This is a genomic window from Mycobacterium attenuatum (assembly GCF_900566085.1).
Lineage (GTDB): Bacteria > Actinomycetota > Actinomycetes > Mycobacteriales > Mycobacteriaceae > Mycobacterium > Mycobacterium attenuatum.
The window spans coordinates 19,802-40,719 of sequence record NZ_UPHT01000178.1; the positions used below are offsets into that span (position 1 = coordinate 19,802).

The 20,918-nt window shown below is 62.4% G+C and carries 18 protein-coding genes and 1 pseudogene; all 19 read right to left on the reverse strand.

Going from position 1 to position 20,918, the window contains the following annotated elements:
- Nucleotides 1–11 precede the first annotated feature (11 nt).
- Nucleotides 12–842, reverse strand: coding sequence for an ESX secretion-associated protein EspG (locus tag EET13_RS28550; RefSeq protein ID WP_122445402.1), 831 nt, complete (start codon nucleotides 840–842; stop codon nucleotides 12–14).
- 122 nt (nucleotides 843–964) lie between these two features.
- Nucleotides 965–1,252 carry a WXG100 family type VII secretion target gene (locus tag EET13_RS28555; protein ID WP_122445403.1) on the reverse strand — a complete coding sequence of 96 codons (288 nt, stop codon included), beginning with the start codon at nucleotides 1,250–1,252 and terminating at the stop codon, nucleotides 965–967.
- 48 nt (nucleotides 1,253–1,300) lie between these two features.
- Nucleotides 1,301–1,627 carry a WXG100 family type VII secretion target gene (locus EET13_RS28560; protein ID WP_122445404.1) on the reverse strand — a complete coding sequence of 109 codons (327 nt, stop codon included), beginning with the start codon at nucleotides 1,625–1,627 and terminating at the stop codon, nucleotides 1,301–1,303.
- 104 nt (nucleotides 1,628–1,731) lie between these two features.
- Nucleotides 1,732–2,934: a PPE family protein gene (locus EET13_RS28565; RefSeq protein WP_122445405.1), complete on the reverse strand. Its 1,203-nt coding sequence runs from the start codon at nucleotides 2,932–2,934 to the stop codon at nucleotides 1,732–1,734.
- A 6-nt stretch (nucleotides 2,935–2,940) separates the two neighbouring features.
- Nucleotides 2,941–3,246: a PE domain-containing protein gene (locus EET13_RS28570; protein WP_122445416.1), complete on the reverse strand. Its 306-nt coding sequence runs from the start codon at nucleotides 3,244–3,246 to the stop codon at nucleotides 2,941–2,943.
- 212 nt (nucleotides 3,247–3,458) lie between these two features.
- Nucleotides 3,459–3,728 (reverse strand): hypothetical protein, encoded by a 270-nt coding sequence (locus tag EET13_RS28575; RefSeq protein ID WP_244604167.1) that lies wholly within the window; start codon nucleotides 3,726–3,728, stop codon nucleotides 3,459–3,461.
- Between the two features lie 116 nt (nucleotides 3,729–3,844).
- A complete protein-coding gene (locus EET13_RS28580; protein WP_244604168.1) occupies nucleotides 3,845–4,402 on the reverse strand; it encodes an LppA family lipoprotein in 558 nt (185 codons plus the stop codon).
- A gap of 10 nt (nucleotides 4,403–4,412) precedes the next feature.
- Nucleotides 4,413–6,356, reverse strand: coding sequence for a putative alpha/beta hydrolase (locus tag EET13_RS28585; RefSeq protein WP_122445406.1), 1,944 nt, complete (start codon nucleotides 6,354–6,356; stop codon nucleotides 4,413–4,415).
- Between the two features lie 46 nt (nucleotides 6,357–6,402).
- Nucleotides 6,403–10,611 (reverse strand): type VII secretion protein EccCa, encoded by a 4,209-nt coding sequence (eccCa, locus tag EET13_RS28590; protein WP_122445407.1) that lies wholly within the window; start codon nucleotides 10,609–10,611, stop codon nucleotides 6,403–6,405.
- A gap of 4 nt (nucleotides 10,612–10,615) precedes the next feature.
- Entirely contained in the window at nucleotides 10,616–12,103 is a 1,488-nt protein-coding gene (eccB, locus tag EET13_RS28595; RefSeq protein ID WP_122445408.1) for a type VII secretion protein EccB, read from the reverse strand.
- 3 nt (nucleotides 12,104–12,106) lie between these two features.
- Nucleotides 12,107–12,979 (reverse strand): transglycosylase SLT domain-containing protein, encoded by an 873-nt coding sequence (locus tag EET13_RS28600; RefSeq protein ID WP_122445409.1) that lies wholly within the window; start codon nucleotides 12,977–12,979, stop codon nucleotides 12,107–12,109.
- 171 nt (nucleotides 12,980–13,150) lie between these two features.
- Nucleotides 13,151–13,333, reverse strand: coding sequence for a hypothetical protein (locus EET13_RS28605; RefSeq protein ID WP_122445410.1), 183 nt, complete (start codon nucleotides 13,331–13,333; stop codon nucleotides 13,151–13,153).
- A 938-nt stretch (nucleotides 13,334–14,271) separates the two neighbouring features.
- On the reverse strand, nucleotides 14,272–14,493 hold the full coding sequence (locus tag EET13_RS28610; protein WP_122445411.1) for a hypothetical protein: 222 nt from the start codon (nucleotides 14,491–14,493) through the stop codon (nucleotides 14,272–14,274).
- Between the two features lie 210 nt (nucleotides 14,494–14,703).
- Nucleotides 14,704–15,726 carry a hypothetical protein gene (locus tag EET13_RS28615; RefSeq protein ID WP_122445412.1) on the reverse strand — a complete coding sequence of 341 codons (1,023 nt, stop codon included), beginning with the start codon at nucleotides 15,724–15,726 and terminating at the stop codon, nucleotides 14,704–14,706.
- Between the two features lie 227 nt (nucleotides 15,727–15,953).
- Nucleotides 15,954–16,379 (reverse strand): DUF5631 domain-containing protein, encoded by a 426-nt coding sequence (locus tag EET13_RS32645; RefSeq protein ID WP_342212318.1) that lies wholly within the window; start codon nucleotides 16,377–16,379, stop codon nucleotides 15,954–15,956.
- A 39-nt stretch (nucleotides 16,380–16,418) separates the two neighbouring features.
- Nucleotides 16,419–17,453 (reverse strand): annotated as a pseudogene (locus EET13_RS32650) (DUF5632 domain-containing protein); the annotation flags it as partial.
- Between the two features lie 673 nt (nucleotides 17,454–18,126).
- Nucleotides 18,127–18,387, reverse strand: a complete 261-nt coding sequence (locus EET13_RS32100; protein ID WP_244604169.1) for a hypothetical protein — start codon at nucleotides 18,385–18,387, stop codon at nucleotides 18,127–18,129.
- 873 nt (nucleotides 18,388–19,260) lie between these two features.
- Entirely contained in the window at nucleotides 19,261–19,893 is a 633-nt protein-coding gene (locus tag EET13_RS28640) for a hypothetical protein (protein WP_122445413.1), read from the reverse strand.
- 21 nt (nucleotides 19,894–19,914) lie between these two features.
- A partial coding sequence (locus tag EET13_RS28645) for a TNT domain-containing protein (protein ID WP_122445419.1) occupies nucleotides 19,915–20,918 on the reverse strand: 1,004 nt, incomplete at its 5' end.

Here is a 20,918-nt window from a genome sequence, read left to right on the forward strand (position 1 = left end):
GCCAATGTAATTTAGACCACACGTCGGTAGGAGTACCACTCATCACCGGCGGGCAAGCGCCGGATGAGACGCTGCACCGCACCACCGATGTCACTTCGCGAACCGGGCGACAGTACCTGATAGCGCCGCCGTCCTGACATCACAGTTTCCACGCAGATACGACCGGCCGCGGTATCGATGATGGTTACTGCGGTATCGCCGATGAGTGTGCGCGCAGTTTTTTCCGGACCGACTCCGGCCTGCAGCGCCACGATGGTCGCCTGCGCGGAACGGGCGGGATCGGCGGCCATGGTGACGACCTGCAGCTGGTCGGCATCCAAATATTGGCTCAGCAGAAAGGATCGCAGGCTGGCAGCGTCGCGCACCGACGCCAGCAGTTCTTCGGTATCCACGGTGACCGGTCGCAGTCGGGCCACTTCAGCTACGCCGCACAACCTTTCGACCTGACCCACAACCAGCTCACCGGCCGTGGTCTCGTCGTTGGCAATGCCGGCGGGGTAAAGCCGCACCGCCTCGCCGTGGCGCTCCAACACCACCCACCAGCATGCGAATCGGCAGATCGCAGCGCGTGTCGGCTCCAGGCCGGGCACCCCGATTGTTACCAACAACCCCAGGTCGCGCCGCAACAGCACGGTCAGCCATTCGCGGATCATCGGGTCGACGTTGCCGGCTTGGTCCAAAGCGCCCGCCGCTCGAAGCTCGGCGACGACCGGGTGACGTAATGCGCGCTCGGCTGTGTCCAGCCGCGGCAACAACGGCCGCAATCCGAGCTCCGGGCATATCTGTTCCACCCCGGTGACCGCTTGCAAAGCCCACAAGCCGTCGACCGTCGTTGTCAGCATGCCGTTTTCACCTCTATCTAGAAACAGAAGGTGGGGCATACGCGCAGCCTTGCGCGTTTGCCCCACCCCACTCCGGACCCACGTCCGCGGGCACATCCGGCGCCCTTGCGACGGACCTGGGCCTAGAACAACCCTGCGATCGCCTGGTCGGTTCCGAGCGCGTTGTCCAGCACGTGGCTGGTGGTAGATCCGTGCTGACCCACCGTCTCGATGAGGCCCTGCAGCCCGGACAGCATCTGCGCCTGAGCGTCGAAGAACCCCTGCGCACCGTGACCCGCGAAAAACTCCTGCAGCGCGTTCGTCTTGTTCGCGGTGTCTTCGTGAATCTCGTGCAGCTGGCCGGCACGCGAACCAACATCCGTGGCGAAGTCGGAAACGGCTCCCGGGTTATAAGTGATCTGGTCTGACATCGTTGACTTTCCTTCCGAAGCGGTGAGTGGACTAGGGGTAGCGATAGGTCAGGATCCGTGCCCGCCGCCGAACAGGGCCTGGAATGCGGTTTGGGAGTCGGCCTCGTGTCCCTCCATGAGGGCCGCGGCCTGCGTGAGGCCTTCGGCGAGGCGCGTGCCCCCCGTCAGGACCTTGTTCAACTCATTGGTAATCTCGCTGGCGGTCGCGTGGGAAGCAACCACGCCCGCACCTGACCAGGTCGCCGGGTTCATCACGTTCTCCTGGTTTGCCAGGTAGCCCTGTGCGATGGCCATGGCGTGCTCCATGTTCGCCTGAATATCGTGGGCGGTACTGCGCAGCATCTGCGGTGTTACCTGGATCGTGTTGTCTGCCACGGGACTTTCTCCTTCTCCGGTGAGCCGTTTCGCCCTGAATATCGGGCATGTCGCGAAGTTTATGGCCGCTGTGCCGACCTGTCGATTCACCCTGTGTGCTGGGCTTACCTCCGGTAATCGACGACTCGCACCGTCGCTGGCTGCTCGGACTTGCCGTGGGATCCGCGATGACCCCCACCTGCATGACCAACCGGCATACCTCCCATAGGAGCCCCGCTCATCGCGGTCGTCGTCGGCGGACGGACCACCTCGGCGCCTAACGCCCCGCTGGGCCGCAGACCCACCGGCCGGCCGCTGGATCCGGACTCGAAGGCACTGACCGGACGAGTGAAGCTGGTCGCGGACATACCAGCGCTACCGAGGGAGGCGCTCCCGCCGCCGGCTCCGACCGACGCCTCGGTCGCGGCGGCCCCAGCGGCGGCCGAAGCCGCGGAGGCGCCTGGCGCCGCACCGGCCATGCCGAGAGCGCCGGGATTGGCAAACATGCCCATCATCGACTGCAATGGCTGCATGGCGCTCATCGGTGCTTGCATCAGCCCCGCGGGAGCCTGCAAGGCCTGGGGGACCGCTTGCATCATTGACTGGATCGGCTGCATGAACGTGCCGATTTGGTTGCCGAAGTTTTCGCCGGCCGACGTCGATTGACCAGCGCCGCTCGTCCCCGCTTGCACGCCCTGGTAGGCGGACCGCATCCCGTCACCGGCCGCGGCTTCCGCAGCCGCCTGCCCGACGGCCGAGGCCGCCTGGGCCGGCGCTGCCGGCGAGGCACCCATGGTCGCCACCGGGGGCGGAATTGCCAGGCTTTCAGTCAACCCGGCCAGGATCGCACCGTAACTCGCGCCGACCGCCGAATTGTTCGGCCACATCACGCCGAAATACTCCACATCCAAGGACACAATTCGCGGCGTCAGCGCCCCCAACACAATGGGATTGATGCCGTTGTCAAAGCCCCACTCGTCGCGGTTCTCCATGCACTCGGGGGCAGGGCGCATGGCACCGTAGGCAGACTCGAATGCCGTGATAGCCGCCGACACCACCGCCGGCTTGACGTCTACCCAGCCGGCTAGACCGTGCAGGGAGGCATTGAGCATGGTCACGTTAAGCGCCGAGGCCGCCGAGCCGAGACCAAGCCAGCTAGCCGCGGTCGCGGCGGTGTTGATCGCCGACGCGATACCCGAAGCGTGGTGGCTGGCGCCCACAGCGGCCCAAGCCGCTTGGTTGGCCACATGCGTGGCAACTCCCGTTCCCGCCTTGAGCAGCAGGTCGTTGGCCTCAGGTGTTCGCGCAGCCCATCCTGGATCGGGCATGCGCGCCTATCCGCCCAAACCCGCTGCCAGGGCGCGTTCCGCCTCGGTGCTCACGGACACGCCCGAGGCGAGCCCCTGTGCCCCCGCGAACAACCCGCGTTGGGCAGCGTGCTCAGCTACCACACCCAGGTAGCCGCTTCCGCAAGCGTTGAGCGCCGCCGAGAACATCGCGGAGTCAGGGTCACCACCCATGGGCGTCGTCCCCAGCAGGGCCGGCGCAGCTGTCGAGGCTGCCGCCTCGGTTTCCGCGCTGATTGCCGACTCGGCACCCGCCGATGCCAAAACTGCCTCTGGTTGCACAGACCAAACCATGTTCACCCTCCGAATGCTGTCCCCGCAGTGAGACGTGTTGATCAATGAGTCTAGTGCGAGTCGGATGATCGCGTATTCACAAGTTGCGCCGGCACAATCTGGGGCTTCAGAGCTCGGCGGCCAGGCGCCGCGTAGGTTCCGCCGCGGCGACCGTGGGCCGGCCTCACAGCGACGAACCACACGGGCCGTTGAGGTGGCCGGCCGGCTCCGAATCACAAGGTGCCCGCTGAGTGTGCCCAATTCGCGAGCAATGGTCCGACGAAATACGCCGCGATAGAAAGGGGTAGCCCCACCAACACCCACTGCGCACGCCACCGAAAGGCCGCGATCAGGACGACAGGCATTACCGCCGCCACTACGGAACAGATGAGTGCAATGAACGGAAGGGTCAGTGCCCAGTGCTGGCCGTGGGCTGTGCAAATTTCGCGTGCATCATCGCCATGGCAGTTGTCACCGAGCATCGTCGCCGCGATCAGCCACATCCAGGAAGCCAGCGCCGCGATCGACGAGAGGACACCAATCGATCCGGCATACGCAGCCAGATGGAGTCCGCGCCGATCTCGGGGCTGGGAATTAGCTTCTGGGGGTGCCACAACGACTACTTCTTGTCTCGCGGCAGCCGGCACCCGGTATACCCCGAGACTACGAGGTTGCCCCGATACCCGACCTTGATGAAGGCGCCGGTCGGACCGGAAAACCACACATCGTGATCGCCGGGCCGGTCCTTGATGACCTGCACGTTGGTGACGCCGATTTTGGCAGCGGCCTGCTTTGCCGCCTCAACGATCTTGGTCCAGTCGGTTTCGGAAACCGACACCCGCACAGCAACTGCATCCGGCAGGAAATGTCGCTTACCATCGGTTTGCTCGTAAGGTTGCTGGCAGTTACCGGTAGAGCCTTCGTCAAGCGTTTCCCAGATGATCGACGGAATAATCTTGCTTGCGGCCGTAGTGATCTCATTCATGACGTCCTGCACCTGAACCTTGGTGTCCTCGAACGAGGGCAAGGTCTTGAGTTCAGCAAGAGCGTGAGCTGCCGCGCTCGGTGGGGTGGGTGCGTCGGGATTTTCCACGTGACATCCTGTTGCTGCTAGTGCGATCGCGGTCATCGCGGCGCTCAGCAGGCCGCTGCGTCCGCGGTCGAGGTGTGTGTTCATCTGGCCGTGTTCACTTGATTGCCTTGTCGCCCAGGCCCGCGACTATCGCAGCGATGTTGTACCCGGTGGTGCGGGGCAGGTTGTTGCTGCCCCGGCGCGGGTAGTCGCTATGCCCGTGCGCTCCCTCCAAACTCAGAGTGCCGCCGTGCCCGTCGGACACCGTGGCCGGCCCGGTGGCCAGCCGAGTGAAGTTCGGATTCGTGGCCGGGTTGGGTCCGAAGTCCCCGGTGTCGGTGGCGTCGGCGCCGAACCCGAGGAGCGCAGCCAGCCCGGAAGGCAGACCGTGCACGATGGCCTTGCTGTTGTAGGTCCAATGGATCGGATCATCAGGGGTTTCCATGGCATAGACATGCCCGGCGTTCAGATGCAGTTGCTGCGGCGTGGACGCTTCGATTCCTGGCGAGCCGTAGAAGAGGGCGTCGCTGACGCCGTGGTTTCCGGGTTCTTGTAAGGCCAGCCCCATAGTCAATGAGCCGTAGGAGTGCCCGATCGCGGTCAGGTGAGCGGGGGCGCCCTGGTGGGCGACACCCAACCCGTCATCAAAGCGGGCCAGATCGTGGGCGCCGGCCTTGGCGACGTCGTCGTGGCTGACACTCCAGATTCCCGCAATAGAAGCACCGACATCATCCCAGCCGGGAACCTGCGGTGCGTCGTAGCCAACCCACGCTATCGCCGACACCGAATCATGCTCGTGCCCCGGGGTGAACCTCAATTGCCTCAGAGCCTCAGTCCTGAGGTTGGTCGCCTCCTCAATCATGCCGCCGATGCTGCCGCGCACGGTGGTGTTCAGCCCTGGCGCGGTCACCGATACGTGGGTAGCCGTGTCAGGGTCGCCGACCGCAATGGCCGCCCGGGCCTGACGGCCGTTCTTCGTGTCGAGAAGCAGCAGTTTCCTGTCCGCACTGCCTTTGACGGCTCGATCGACCGCCTCTAGATCCGGCAGGTACTTAGCTTGGTTACGCGCAGCGTCATATTGGCGATGCCAGGCCTCGTAGGAGAGGCGGTCGTCGAAAATTGCACCTGGCCTGTTGGGGTGGGGGATGTTCTTCCCCGCCGCCCAGTCGGGATGCTGAGCCCGCAATGCGTCGGCCTGGGCGGCGGCGGCTTGGGAGCGCGTCAGTTCATCGGCAAGCGCTAGCCGGTTGTAGTGGTCCCGGTCGACTGCTGGCATGCCATCATGGTTGCCGATGTTGTGGTCTTGGCTATAGAGCCAGTCCTTGTCTTCCGGAGTGAGGCGGCCCCACAGATCGGCAAACTGCTTGGGATCCTCCGGCAACGGCTGTGGCAGCGGGGGACGATTCGAGGGCTGTTCGCCCGGCGCTTGCGGCGCATCCAACGCTTGGATGGCCGCCGGCTCATACCCATCCGTGCGCAGGTTGACCAATGATTTCTCCAGAGTGTCTGCGTAACCGCTGCGTATTGACTCCAGCTGGCCCACAGTGGCCTGGGTGTCGTTGATCGCTCGCTCTTCAAGAGCAGAGATGAGGGCATCCAGTGCGGATAGGTCAGCGGCTGTGAGATGGATGCTCTTCTCAAGCCCCAGCGCTTCCCCAATTTCGTTGTCAAGCTGCTGGAGCTGGGCCTCCAGCGTGGAGATCTGCCCGCCGGCGGATCGCTGCGCCTCGGCCAAAGCGGCCGCGATGTTTTCTACGTCCACCCCGATCTTGGGCAGCCGCAGAGACTGAGCACCCAGTGACTGAGTTACCCGCTGCACTTCGGCGGAGTCATTGATTGGATGGTCGCCACTTTCCCGGTTCCACGCCGCTTCGAAGCGGCGACGCGCGTCGGCGAATGCGGCATCCGCCTCGGCGGCACATCGGCCCGCGTCGTGAAATGCTTGCCCCAGGCTCGAAATCTGCGCCGGACGGCCAACTTGGACGCTGTTGTTAATCTCCCAGGGGTCGCCCCCGGCCTCCGCAATCAGGAGCGGGACACTTATGTGCCGGAGCTGCATCCCGCCGCCTGCGACTCCGAGGCGCTGCCTTCCATCCCGGTGACTCCTACCCCGTGGCAAGCGTCGACGGGATCCCTACCAACACTCCTTCGACCGCGTCATCGGTGTCCACTAACAAAGCGCGTCCGGGCGGTAAGGCCTGCGCTCGGACCAATCGGTTGATCCGGTTTTGCGGATCGTTATCCATATACAGCTGAGCCATTTTCGCTGTATTCTGGAAGCGCATCCACGGATCCATTGGCATGGTCGACCAGTTCGCGCTGTTACGGGTCGTGAATACATGCAGACCGATCTGGCGAGCCCGTTCCGTCAACTTCCACAGGGCCGCTCCCACTGGCGGTTTGGCCGGATAGGTCTGCTCCTTGCGCAGCTCCTGGATGTCGTCGATGAGCACAAAATGCCGAGATCCTTCCCACGGCTTGAGCGCGCGCAACTCCTCCTGGCTCAGGCCCTTGGGCGGCAACCGCGGCAACAAGACCTGTTGGGCCAGTTCGGTGATGACCTCGTCGATCTCGTCTTGGTCATAGGCGTAGGCCCGCACATAGCCGGGACCGTGCAGATCGCGCAGCCCGTGCGGGGCGGTCTTGGGATCAATCAGGGTGAGCTGCGCCTCCTCGGGGCTGAACCGGCTCATAATCGCCTCGCCGATCGCCACCAGCGTCGTGGTCTTGCCGCAGCCTTGGCGGCCCAGGATCATCAGCCCCGGGCTTTCCCGTAACCGCAGCGGAACCGGTTGCAGCTGGTGGCGCTCGCCGATCGCGAACGCGATGGACAGGTCGTCGGGGCTGGCGTGCGCGGCCTGAAGCTCGAGTATGGCGTTGAGCTCCACGCGCTGTGGCAGCCGCTGAAGGCTGGCGTGCTTGGTCACTCCGGCGACCTCGGCGATCCGTTCGCCGACTTCGGTGATGTTCACCAGCTCGCCGGTGGCGGGATCAGCCAGCGCCGGGATACCGACTCGCAACTCGTGCAAGCTGTCCGTCAAACCAAAACCCGGACGGTTCAAGGTTCGCCGCGCGGCTTCACGTGACTCGATCGACGAATGGCCCATCTGACTCTCGCTGGGGTCGGCCAACCGCAACTGGATTCGTGCGGTGACGTTCTGCAACAGGCTTTGCCGTTGCCCGTGGATCCAGCCGCCCGCACTGACCATCAGGTGCACCCCGTACTCGGGACCGCGGCTGCTCAAGGAGATGATGCGGTCTCCCAAGACGGTGTCTTTCGAGTACAGATCGTCGTAGTCGTCGAGCACCACGAAGACATCGCCAAAGGGATCGTTGGGATCGGTGCCGCCGAGCCCGTCGCTGCCGGGACCGAAGCGGCGTTCACGAAAGCCGTCGAGATCGATCTTGGCTCGCCGAAACGACTGCTCGCGTGAGTCGATCAGAGCCTCCACGGTGCTCAAGATTCGCTCGATGCCTTCGGTGTCTTTCGGCGAGACGATGTCGGTGACGTGCGGAAGCGAACCGACTTGTGCCATGGTCGCCCCACCGATACAGAAGAATGTCACCCGCGTGGGGCTGTACATGGCTGCGGCCGAACACATTAGCGTCATTAGGGTGGTGGTCTTGCCGCGCTGCTTTGCCCCTACCGCGATGATGTTGCTACGCAGCGCGTCGATCGCATACACCACCTGTTTGGATTCTTCAGGGATGTCCATGACACCGACCGGGAACATCAGCCCGAGATTCTCTCCATAGTCGACATGCCACGGTTTGCCCCGGAATCCGGCCACCAAAACGTCGATGGGCTCCGGGTCTTCCAGCGGTTCCAACCACGGCCGGCGGGGGGAACGGTGCGAAACCTCGCGCAGCGACTCGCGTAACACGTCGACGATCTTCTTCTTCTTGAAACCGTCGTCGTGGTACAGGAATTCGTCGGGCTCAGCATCGACGGCGGCCGCGGCCTCCAACGCCGCGGCGTCGGCGGGATCCAGCGGCTGATACTGCCAGTTGTAGAGCCGTGGCTTGGTCAGGGTCATGTCGATGGTTTTGGCCACTTCCTTACTCTTGGGCACCACGAACGGCGCCGATAGGTAGAAGCAGCGGAACGGCTCGAGGTCGCGCGGGCCCACCTTCAGCAGCGCAAAGCCGTTCTCCTTCGACGGGAGATGATAAGCGGCGTCCGAACCGATCACTTCGCGGCTGTCGTCGCCCGATTCGGCGCGCAGCGCGATGCGAAATGCGATGTTGGACTTGACTTTCTGCAGCGACGAGAGGTCCAGCCGCTGCCCACCCAGCATGAAGAAGACGTTGGCGCCGCGGCCCTCCTGACCAATGTGGATGATCAGCTGGATCCACTTCTCGTGGTTGGCGAACAGTTCCAGATATTCGTCGACGATCACGAGCAGCACCGGCACGGGTGGCAGATCGCGCCCGGCGAGGCGGATTTCTTCGTAGTCGTTGGCATCACGCGCCCCAACGGAGGTGAACAATTCATAGCGCTGCTTGATCTCGCCGTCGATGACCCTGCGCATACGCTCCGCCAGATGCCGCTCATCCTTGCCGAGGTTGGACAGAGCGGCGACTACGTGCGGGATACCCAAGATGTCCTGGGCGGCCGATTCGAACTTCATATCGACGAAAATGACGTTGAACGCCTCCGGTGAGTGCGTCAGCGCGATCCCATAGACCAACGACAAGAAGAACTCCGACTTGCCCGAACCGCTGGTGCCGATGACCACCGAGTGAAAACCGAAGCCGCCAAAGTCTTTCGCACGAATAATGATGTTCTGCAGCTCACCGTTCGGCTTGGCGCCCACCGGAATCTCCGACCATCGTTCGTCGCCGCGGCCGCGACGCTCGGCCCACAACCGATCGACATCCAATTCGCGTGGGTCGCTGATCCCCAGTGAACGCAGCAGTTCGGCGGCGCCGCTGGTCGAATCAGCGGACTCGCTTTGGCTTGTCGGTGACCAGCGCGCCATCGCGCGCGCATATCGGTAGGCCCGGTGGATGGACAGTTGGTCGGCGTGAGCGAAGAACTTGCCCCGCGCGCGCAGCAGCGGCAGCAGGCGTCCGTCCTCGTCCTCAATGTCCGCGCCGTTCCTACCGGCCTGGAGAGCGATGGAACCGCTTGTAGAGCTGGCCCTCTCGGCCATATCGAAGACCTGGTCGTCGCCGAATCCCACACCCGTTCCGATGCGCGACGCGATGCGCAGCACCGTGATGCCCGCCTTGCCCACCTGGCCTACGACGCTCTCCCATGCATCTGGGCTGCCGGTGTTATCGTCAACGATCACCATGTGCGGCCCCAAATCAACTGCGTCAGTGCCTGACCCGGTTTCCAGTGCTGAGCCCATTGCGGTGGGACTAGCCGCCGTCGGCGGAGCCCAGGCACCACGCTTTCCTTTCATGTGCAGTTCTGCTCCGAGTGTGGCTTCCAGCTCTTCGGGCGTGGCGAAGATCAGCCGGCGCCACCCGCATGCATCGAACAGCTCGTCGTGCAGGTTATGGGGCAGCCATACCATCCACGACCACACCTCCGGACTGCGTGTCACGACCATGATTTTGACGTCGCGCGGATTGTGAAACACCGCCAGCGCGCACAGGATCGAGCGCATCAGTGCGCGCACGCGATCCAAATCCTCGCTCACGAAACTGAAGCCCGGCGCCGATCGCAAGTTCACCACCTTGGCGATATCGCGAATCTTGCGCTGTTCCAGGATGAAATCTCGCAATGCCTGCCCGGTAACGGGTTCGAGTTCCTCATCGGACGAAATGTCAGGCCAGGTCACCGACAGCACCGAATCGGGTGCATGTTGCACACCTGTGCCAACCCGTACCTCCAGGAAGTCGGTGTCGCGGCGACTGCGTTCCCACATTCGGGGGCCGCCGATGATGGCGCCCAGCCCCTGTGGATCAGAGTGCACCACCTGCTGCCATGAACGTTGTGCACACACGGCGTTCTGGATCTCGTCACGGATGCCGTCGAGGTCGCGCAAATACCGGCGGCGACCCTTTTCCATCTCGCCCCAGGTGATCTTGCGAGCGCGCCCGAAGCGACCCGAAAACGCAAGCATGCTGAACGCGCCGATGCCCATCAATGGAAAGAAGCCCGTGGACAAGCTGCGTACGCCTGACACGTACAACATGACGATGGTGCCAATCAGCGCGACAATCAGCGCCGGTACGCCGATCATGACCCAGATGTTGCGCGGCTCACGTTCCGGTAATGCGATCGGAGCGCTGGGCGCCACCCGAACCGGTTTCGGCGGCTCGATCTTGGCCCGGTTGATGGGAAAGGCCTTCTTGGACATTCTGCTAGCCGCCCACTTTCGCTGTCGTCGTCACCATGGCCACTTGACCGAGAGTCGGCACGGTATCGCGTGCCAGGAGTGCCGCCTCGCGCGATAACGCCGGTCCCGCAGCGAAAGTGCGTAACAGTGGCCACGGCGCCCGCACGGCATGAGATGGGTCAAGTCCCAGCGCCCGCAACGTCGATTCGTCGTTGGCGATACCGAATCGCACCCCGTTCCCCGACACCCAGAACAATGATTCACGAGAGTCGGCGGTGACCACAGCGCTGGTGGAGGTCACGAAATTCGCCGCGCCCGGAAACACCAGAACCTGATTGGCCACCACCGACGCCGGGTTCCGATCGTCACGCACCAATCGCACGATCCTGTTGTCCATCGACGGGGTGACGGGCAGACCCCGGCCGTTGTATACGGTGATGCGGGCCTGCGGGTCGGTCGACGCCTTCTCCCACGACACACAGGTTGTCGGATTCGCTGCGGTGTCAACGAAATTCAGCCGCCCGGTTGGGTAGTACTCCACCGGCAGCGAGGTCACCTGAGGTGTGTTGACGAGTACGTCGGGAGTCACCAGTCGCGGCGCCGTCGATCCATAGGAGTTGGCGCTGCGCAGCAGATCGGCCACGAAACTATTAATCTTTTGCACGCCGTCCGGCAGCAGTACGTAGAACTGGCTTCCGCCGCCGGCGGTTTGGGCTTGCAGCACCGCACCGACCTGGGATCCCGGCACCCACTTCGACGGGGATCCTGCCTCGGCCACCTGCGGCACCCGCAGCGGCTCGGTCGCCGGTAACCCGTCGAACAGCGCGCGCGAGATCTCCACCGGCATCGTCACCGCCGGGTCGAGTCCCAGGCTCAGCGTGACCGCCCTGTTGGCCGGGTCGATCTGAGATCGCTTGCCCCCCCATATCACATAGGTGCCGCCCTCGAACGTGACCAGCAGCCCGGCGTCATCGCGCAACGGTGCCGCCCGGCCGCCGCCGCTGAGCATGCCGGCGATCGAGGTCACCACCGGCTTGTCGCCGCTGCGTGGCCGCCCGGCCGTGTCGCACACCGCCCATGCCGAGATAGCCCCCAGGTTTACCGGCATCGCCGGGGGCGCCCCGGGAATGCCGATCAGTGGACCGGTCGGATACTTGGCAATCTCAGCCGGTTTGACCCACGTCGGCTGCCCGGCGGTCCCGGTAGCCAAGCGCGCGGACGTGAAATTCAGCGCTGGATATAGTCGGCCGTCGATGCGTGCATAGATGGCGCCGGAATCGCGGTCACCGATGATTGCCGAGTCTCCCACGATGCCAGTGGGTTTCAGCACATTGAGCAGCATCATCCATCCTGCCGCGATGGCGACCAACACGACCGACAACGCGAGCGCTGCAGTTTGCTTGCGGTCGTCGTGTTTCATCCGCACCGAGAAGCGGGTCGTCGCTGCGCGCAGCCGCCGGTTGTAGAACAGGTGACCGGAATTCTGGTCGCGGTTGGACAGACTCAACGGCATTTCTCAGTACCCCTTGGGTGTTCGGCGAGGATCGGCCTGCTGGATCCGGTCGGCCAAATTCGACGCATCGGCGGCCACGCCGTAGTGGCCGCGCGCATAGTTGATGAACGCGCACGCCTGGGCGACCAGGTCGTGGATGTCGGTCGATGTGCCGGGTTGGTGATAGCGCGCGAACGTCGGAGCGATGAACTGCCAAGCACCTTTGCTGGGCGTGCCCCGTGCGGCGTTGGAATCCCAGTGGTTTTCGGCTTTCGGATCGTAGTTGGACTCGCGCCGCGCCACCAGATCCATACCACGGGCCCACCTGGCGCGTGCGACGGGATCGTGAATACCCTTGATGTCCAAAGCTTCTTGAATTGCAACCAATACCGCTCGGCGTCCGGTGGGTGTGGCTTCGTAACGACTTCTTCTTGCGGTCCGCACGTAGTGCAGCCGTTGCAGCCGCAGTGCATGTAGCCTAGCCCGCGCCTTGGACCGCGCGATGTATCGATGCTGGGCTCGTAGCCGCGCCACCATTCGGGCCATCGCCTCGCGCCGGCCCAGCGGAGTGTCAACGGACGGCAAGGCATCGGCCTTAGCGGCGTCCAGGACCGCGCGCGTCACGACGCTGGCGTGCGCGTGATCAGCCTGGGCTGATGCGGCGATCTGCGCCAGCTCCGCATCGGTGTCGGCCAGCCGGCGCAGCACTTGTACCGAGCTATCGGACCGGATTGCCGCAACGGTGGGTTGGGCTACCCTCGCCTGCGCTATCGCGTCGGCGTGCGCCTGGACGTTCGTTGGGTCGCTGCCGATGTCGGCCGGCGTGGCGGGACGAGCGAAGAGGCGATGGCCGCGGGATAGCGACGCAATTGCCCGCGTGGTCACGGGATCAGTCAACGATTCTCCAGCGTCCGACTTGAGTCGACTGCCCTCCTAGGGGAGCCGGCGCCCCCTCACTGAGACCGCTTCCCATTTCTGGGAACTTAGCCCTCAAATTCGCCGACGGGTGATCGGCCAGTTCGCCCGTCACCACCTCGCATGCCGCATCGGACACCAACATTTGAGCCACTACTCCCGCAACTTCTGGTCAGCGAACGCCCACGCCGTGGAATAGGCGTTGACACCCGCTGCCGAACAGCCTTTCGTCCCGACCACATCGAACGGGACACCGGCCCGCGTGTTGAGAGCAGGGTAGCTGCAAAGCAGCAGTCTGCGCCATTCGATCGACGATGCCGTTGGGTAATACCGCACGACCGTGACATTACTTCCCGTGTGACGACCCGACTACTCACCCTGACCGCAGTTAGCGGGCGGCTGCGCGATTAATTGAACTCTCGTGCAATACAATTTCATCCGGCTGAACTTTGAACGACATCACCAAACCACACCGCGCCTAAGCCGCGGGTTATTCTTTCGCTTCGTCAGTCAGTCGGCAAGACCACGATCCGGCGGGTCGACTTAGTAACCACGGGCGGTTTGCGAACGCCAGATTTCACCGGACCACTGCGCGGGGCCGACAAGCGGCCCTTGACCGGCTCGCCGTTGGGCACCGCCGGGGTAATCCATCGCATCAACACGTGAGCTGAAGACTTTCGATTTGACCTCTATGTTTTCCGCGATATCAAGTCTGGATTGCTCGCCCTCAGAATACCGTGCAATCGGATTCTCGGCGGTTTTGCCCTGGTTCTGTGACAGGACGTTCCGCTGGTTCCGCAGACTCTGGGCGAGCTCTCGTCCTTGAGTCATCGATGCGCCCCAATGCTGGGCGCCGGCGTGCAATTCAGTCGAGGGTGTTGACCACCACGACCCAATCAGGGCCGCTGTCCACTTACCGGGTGGGAGGACATCCGCCGCCATCCGCGCACACCTCTTTCATCACGGCTTCCTTGGCGTTGACGTTGGCGCGGTGATCAGCGAGTTCAAGGCCGCAGCAACCATCTGCCTCACGTGGTGGTGGTCGCTGATGTCCGGGTGATCTCGGAGGCCAACTAAAGGCCAACTAGGTGCCGCTGCAAGCTGCGGGTCGTCGTTGCTGTTCGGGGTCCGCATTCGTATCCGCCTGATGTGGTGTGGCAAATAACCACCCACAGCCGGCGATTCCGGATCGTCTTGTGCTAACTAGCTAGCTACCAATTGTGGTCATCCACCGGCGGCGCGAAGGCCGCGGTTCGACTATCGGTTCCTACCAGTTAGCTCTTGCCTGGCCGTTCATATTCCGCGCCTGAAGTATCATCCCAAAATTTTGGTGAGACTTCCCTCGCGCGATTCGGCGGTACGGAGTCCACCTTTTTCTGAAAATCGTCGAAAAGTGTTTGTGCCCTCGCAATCTCCTCCGGGGTGGGCGAGACAAGGCCTGCTTGCTCGGCTTCTTCGGGCGTATAGAATACTTTTCCGGCAATTTCTCTGCTCATTGCTGACCTTTCATCGCGCTGCAACCCAGCGCAGTGTGCCGTAGCTTATCGCGGGAAGCAACACGGATACTAGGCAGGTGATGTCGGTGGCGGGCGCAGAGGTCGTATGTTTTGCCCAACGTGTTCCGAGAGAAGTGCTTTGACCTGGGGTACACCTGCCAACCACTGGTCGTGAACCAGCGCCCGTGCCGTTTCGGCTCAGCTCGAAAGCTATTTCTTGGCTTCCTCGTCAGTCGGCAATACCACGATGCGGCGGGTCGATTTGGTAACCGTCGGTTTGCCGTCGCCAGTTTTCACGGGAACGCTGGGCGGTGCCGTCAAACGACCCTTGACCGGCTGACCATTGGGCACGCCCGGAGCAGTTACTCGCTTCTCAATCGGCTTGTCCTTACTTCCACCTTCGCCGGCGTGGCCGAGCGCGCCAGGCGGCACCATCGGCATCCCGGTGCCAGCCATCGACGTCGACCCAGGCGACGTACCGCCGGTCGGCGTTCCCGTCACCGCTTTGGATGGTGCCCCTGCGGGAGTCGTCGGCGGTGACGATGTTGGAACAGGTGGCGGACCCAGATACCCGGTCGGAGTCGTACCGCCACCACCACCGCCGCCGGAGCCCAGACCGCCGCCGGCTCCGCCGTCAAGGCCTGGTTCTTCGCCGACGCTGTCCACAAGCCGGGCCCCGTCAGCTGCATCCAATCCTTGGGCACCGTGCGATTGCTGAAGCGCACTCATTAGCGGCTGCATGGCACCCTGACCGGCTTGCATTGCCTGCTGTGGAAGTTGGGTGAGCGGTCCCAAGATGCCGCCGACCGCCCCTCCGACCGCGCCCGTAATGCCCGACACGACCTGTTGAATCATCTGGGTGGCGCCCTGGGCCCCCGCCTGGGAACCGACGCCTTGGAACTGCTGGGCCGCATCGGCCTCATTCGTCTGGAACTTACGCCCGGCATCGGCGGCGTGCGCCCGGCGATCCAGGTCGTCCTGGGCGCTAGACGCCGCGTCGCCGAGGACTCCGAGATTGCCGGCGGCGGCAAGTGCTGATTGACCCTGGTCGGCGGGTGCGGGTCCGGGTGGCGGAACGATATTCGGCTCTACCAGCGGCGATAGCGGTCCATAAAGTACCTGCTGGAGGATTTCCGGTGTGACCTTGATCGGAACTCCGCTGGGGCTGGGCGGAATCGCCGGAACTCCGGGACCTGGGAAGGGGAACGGGAACGGATTCTGATCTCCGGTCATGCTTCACCCCAAACCTTGACCTGTGTAGACCTGCGGCCCGTTTCTTGGCGGCTCGATCGCGTGTCGCTGTACGCAGCATCATCATTTTGTCACAGCACGGCCTGGCCGGTATTCATGTCAGGGCCGGCGAGCTGTCCATGATCAGTAGTCCCGTGCGCTTTGACCCCTCGGACAGCCGTTTCTGGCTCCTTCCGGCAGGGTTGGCGGTACAGCGTGTCGACGACCGTTCACGCCGCAAACCCGCTTGAACCCCCGCGGCGACAAATCACCGCGTACCAGGCCATGTGATAGTTCGCGAGATACTCATGGCCGTCGATCAGCGCATCGATTGCTGCCATGAGCATCCAATCGCCAACAGCGGATAGGTCCTGATTGGGATATGCGTCGAGCACCGACTCTTGAATCGCGGCGATGCGATCCCGCAGCATCTTCGTCTCATTTTCAAGGACGCCGGTTTTCCGTACCGCAGGCGCCGCGATGGCCTGCGCTATGCGCGGTAGGCCGTCGCGGCGGCGCACAGCTTCGACCAACGTCGGGCCGAGTTCATCGACTTTTGGTGCAGCCGAGCGAGATGCCCGATCACCGGTCAACGCTGGCGCGTCGGGGCCAGGCTCTGCAACGTAGGCATTGGGCTCGTGAGCCGCCGCGGTCACCACGGCTCCCAACAAATCGACCACGCTGGCATCTCGGCGTCGGGCCGTCGGCTCGAGAAGTGTGACGTTGGCGGTCAATCGGACGTGGGGTGGAATTCACCCGCCGGCCAGATCAGTGACCAGCAATGTGGTTGAGCCGTCGTCACGCAGCCCAGCCGCCCACGACAGTCGCGATTCCTGACGAGCCACCGCATCCACGATTCGCTGCAGCCGCTGCTGCTCGACGGCCCGAGTAGTCACCACGCCAACCGTCGCGCCGGTAGCGGCCGACACTGCCGACGCACCCGTCATGGCCGACGAGCTTGCAGTCTGCCCACTCGCTATCGACGCCGCTGAGCGCTCCACCGGAGAAACTAGGGGGCCACCCGCAGACGGAGACGACGACACAGACGGTGCTACCGCCGCACCGGAGACCGGTCCCGCCGGAATCGAGGGCACGGCCGGGGGCGCTACGACCGGAGGCCGTAGGTCTGCGCCGTATGCCGGCAGTGGTCCGGCCGCCACAGCCGGACCGCTTACCGCGGGTGCAGCGGGTATCGGCGCGCCGGTTACTACCGCCGGTGTCACCGACGCTATGCCGCTATCGCCGGTTGACATCACGGGAGGGCCGGCGGGGGTTGCGGCGGCGTCGACAGCAGGGTGTATTGCGGCCGATTCGATACCGACCGCGGCCATGGTCGGTGCGGCTACCGTCGGCGGTGTTAGAGGCGCAGGCGTTTGCGCAGGCGAGGCCGAGCCCGGATCCATCGCATGCATCGCCCCGGCCGACAATGACTGCGCGCCGGCCGCAGCCGGCTGTCCCGTCATCATTCCGGTGGCGACCGATTGCCCTAACGACGCGGGCGATATGCCTTGCCCCGCGGTCGTGGGCGACAGTCCTCCACCCGGCATCGTTGGCGCTGCAGGTAGTCCCGCGCCAATCATCGGTGGTATAGCAGAGGCCGGGCCCGTGAGGGGTGGTCCGGCGGGTAGCGGTCCGGCACGCGCGCCCGCGCCAGCTGCGGGTTGCGGCCCCGCCTGGGCTACAGCGCTTTGAGCACCGACCGGGCCATCAAGACAACCACCATCACGCATGCCCGTACCGGACGCAGTTGTCCGGACGCCGGCGCTTTGGGTACCACCCGGGCTGTCACCACCGTCGCGCACTCCCTCACCCACTGTCGGAGAACTGAGGTCGTATTGGCTGATCTGCCGCGGCGGTGGAATGTTGTCAACGTTGAATCCGTGTTCACGCGCCCAGCTTCTAGCGTCTCCGCCAACACTTTCGACCTGAAGGATCTTATGTGTAGCCGCGACAATCTTATCGACAGCAGTTACAGATGCGTTCGCGGCGTCAGCATTGCACTGGCTTTGAATGACCTGAATTTCCGTCACCTTGTCGATTAGCGGTTTCTTCGATGCCAGAATGTCATCTATTTGTTTATTGCCAACATTTGAAATTTCAGTCAACCGACTTCGCAAATAGTCAATCGCGTCGGCGCCAGACTGGAATGCTTCGGACTTTGTCTTGTATTTTTCCGCTTTGTCGAGTTCAGATTGCTCACCCTGGAAATACCGGGCAATCAGATCTTCAGCTGTTTTGCCCTGATTCTGCAACAGAAGCATGCGCTGATTCCGCAGATTTTCTGCCAGCTCTTGCTTTAAGGTCGTCCACAAGGCCCAATGTTGGGCACCGCTGCGAAGGGTCGTCGACGGGGCGGGCCACCACGGTCCAATCAAAACCGCAGTCCACCGACCAAATGGAAGGTCACCCGTCACCGCATACCTTCCTCATCACTGCGTCTTTGGCGACAAGGTCATCGAGGGCGGCACGAAAATCGGTGTCACTAGCAACGTCCCTATTGCCCATTGCTGTTGTGGTGAGATACGCGGTCGCAAGTGCACGTGCAGCATCACGGTCCGCTGTATCGAGCGCGGGATTAGCGGCAGCGTTCTCTAGCATGACGGCGGCGTTGGTCGTCGCAATACGGGCCAAAGCTGGATTATTGCCGTTCGTATCGACCTGCACCGCGCGAGCAACGAGCGTATAAGTGCTACACAATTGACGCTAGTGCCGCCGTGGTCTCGGCAGCACTATAGGTGGGTACCGTGCTGCCAGCGGGTGGAACGCGGGACTCGGATTTGTTGAATGTGGCGACCAGCGCTACGACCGCCAACACGGTGGCGATCGCGGCCAAGACCAGCGCGGGCCAACTCCGGAGGCGTGGCGCGGGCGAGGATAGTGGCGCAGTCACGTTCCAGATCGTATCGCTCGCGGCGGCCGTTCGCTTACACGCATGACTGCCACGGCACTCTTCGGCTGTGATGATGGCAAACCATCCGTTTGCGGGGGTCCACGAGACGTATGCGAGACATGGAGATTCCGCCGCCACCCAGCTGATCGCGAATGCGCGTTCCAGGCGGTATAGCCATGCTATGGCTAGACCGTCATCGGGAGGATTGCGCCCAGATTTGGATTTCTTTTGTGCCATTCAGATGACATATTCGGCCTCAAAATCGTTTTTCGGCAAAACTGGCGGCCAACGACGTCCGAGCTAAACCAATCGTCCCGGATCTCCTTTTAAAGGACTGAATCGAGCTCGTAGAGCGACTCTGACGTAACTGCACAAGTTTCGGGTCGCGAATTGCAGCATGGCTACTTCCACTGCGAGACTTTCGAAATGCTGTGTTCTGGCATGCGATCTAGCAGCATCGCATCGAGCTCAGCGTAGGAAAGCGCTAGCACCTGCGCGTCCGGCTGTTTCAACACAAATACGATAGCGTAGGATAGGAGGTCGGGTCTTTCGCGGAGCATATTACTTCTTGAGGTGCGGCAACGGCACAATCGCGGCGGCCACCGGGACTCTTTCTAAGCTAGAATTCGATTCATTGCCAAGGTCGGTTAGTCGCAAACTATATTAGTAGTAAACCATGCGCGTGGAACTCCCTCGCGCAGTACTGCATCGAGTTTCTCAAAGCTCAAGACGATGACATGCGACGCGGCAATTGCGTCGTGTTCGCTCATCCATCCCCTATCAATGACTTCTTGATCGATGGTTATGGACACACGGCTCGCATGATTTATAGGATCAGGCTTCGATAGGGCCGCCCTGGGATGTAGGCCCTCCTTATACCAGCGAAAACCTGGCGAATCTTCGTAATAGCCTGGCCGCGTAGCCTGGCTAATTAGAAAAAGCATATACTTTTCGGCATCTTCGAAATGTCTGAACATCATGTACCTGCGCCGTGAGCCTCTCGACATTCCTTCGATATAGTTAAGATCATCTTCGAAGACTAAATAATACGAAAGCTCCAAATCATCAAAAAATCGCAATTCGCGTTCATTAGTCATTACGGGCGGCCTGCCGCCCCAGAATACTTCCTCGTGGGTCTCTCGGCCATGTAGCTCGCGTTGGTTCTTACCTGGATAACTGCCCAACTTTCGGAGGTATATCTCCTGCCACGAATACCACGACTTGACAATCCGATGCACCGACGGAGGGAACATCCTCAGGTCAACCTTGTAATTGGGCATTATGAACTCCTAGGCTCACTCTTAGTCCCTCGTCAAGAACCCTCTGTCAATGAGATTCTGGACCTTAGGCCAGTCATCCGGCGGGGCAATAATTTTGTACTGGGGTCCGCCTCCCGAGTGTCCAAACCATGGTGCGGCGACAGATTCTTCGAGTTTCCATCCAGTCGGTAACCCAGCTTTGACATTAACTGTATAGGCAAAGTATGGCTTGTCCAGATTAGTGTGGGGAAGTGATCGCTCTTCATAAGGAGTCCCAGCTGGGGCCAGCCATTCCCCGCCGGGATAACCGATTCGATCGAGTTTTGTCCCGTCCAGTGCCCAGATCTCTGCTTCACTCATATCATGAGCAGTACCCGGAATCGCGTAGGGTTTGGTGGGATCATCCTTATCAGGGTATATTAAATTGCCGTTCTCGTCCTCAAATTGTGCCCGATACTCTTTCTGAGTAAGCTCACCAAACGGTTTCGCATCCGGAAAAACGTCCTTACCCGTGGGCGGCTCATGCTGACCACCGATGTCATCAGCGTCATGGCTAGTTGAGCCGTCACCGTCCGATGAATGATCTTCATGCGGGCCCTGGCTTCCGCCTGCTTCGTGGGGCGCGTCGTCGGGCCCTAACGCTCGTTCATTTGGATGGGCGCTCGGCGATCTGCCATGGAGCGCGCCGCCGTGGGCTGGTGCTTCCTGCGGATGGTCGGTTGGAAGCGCGGACTGCGCCGGCGATTGGGTTGCTTCCAGTGCATGCGCGGCCTCTGTCAGGTGAGTCGATGGAATCAGTTCCGAGGGATTACGAGCGGACGCCGGTAGCTGAGCCTCGATCCACGGATGGATTGGGTTCGTTTCGGGTGTCGAGATGAGGAAAGTGCCTTTTGACCTGGGATGATTGGAGTTTCCAGACTGTCGTTTGCCATGAGCTTGGGACCAGTGTGACCTGATTTTTGCCAGGGTGATGGGACCACCTGGATTGCCAGTTATGGGACCACCGGCGCGTTGCGTCGGTGGTCTCTTCGTTTGCCCGTTCGATC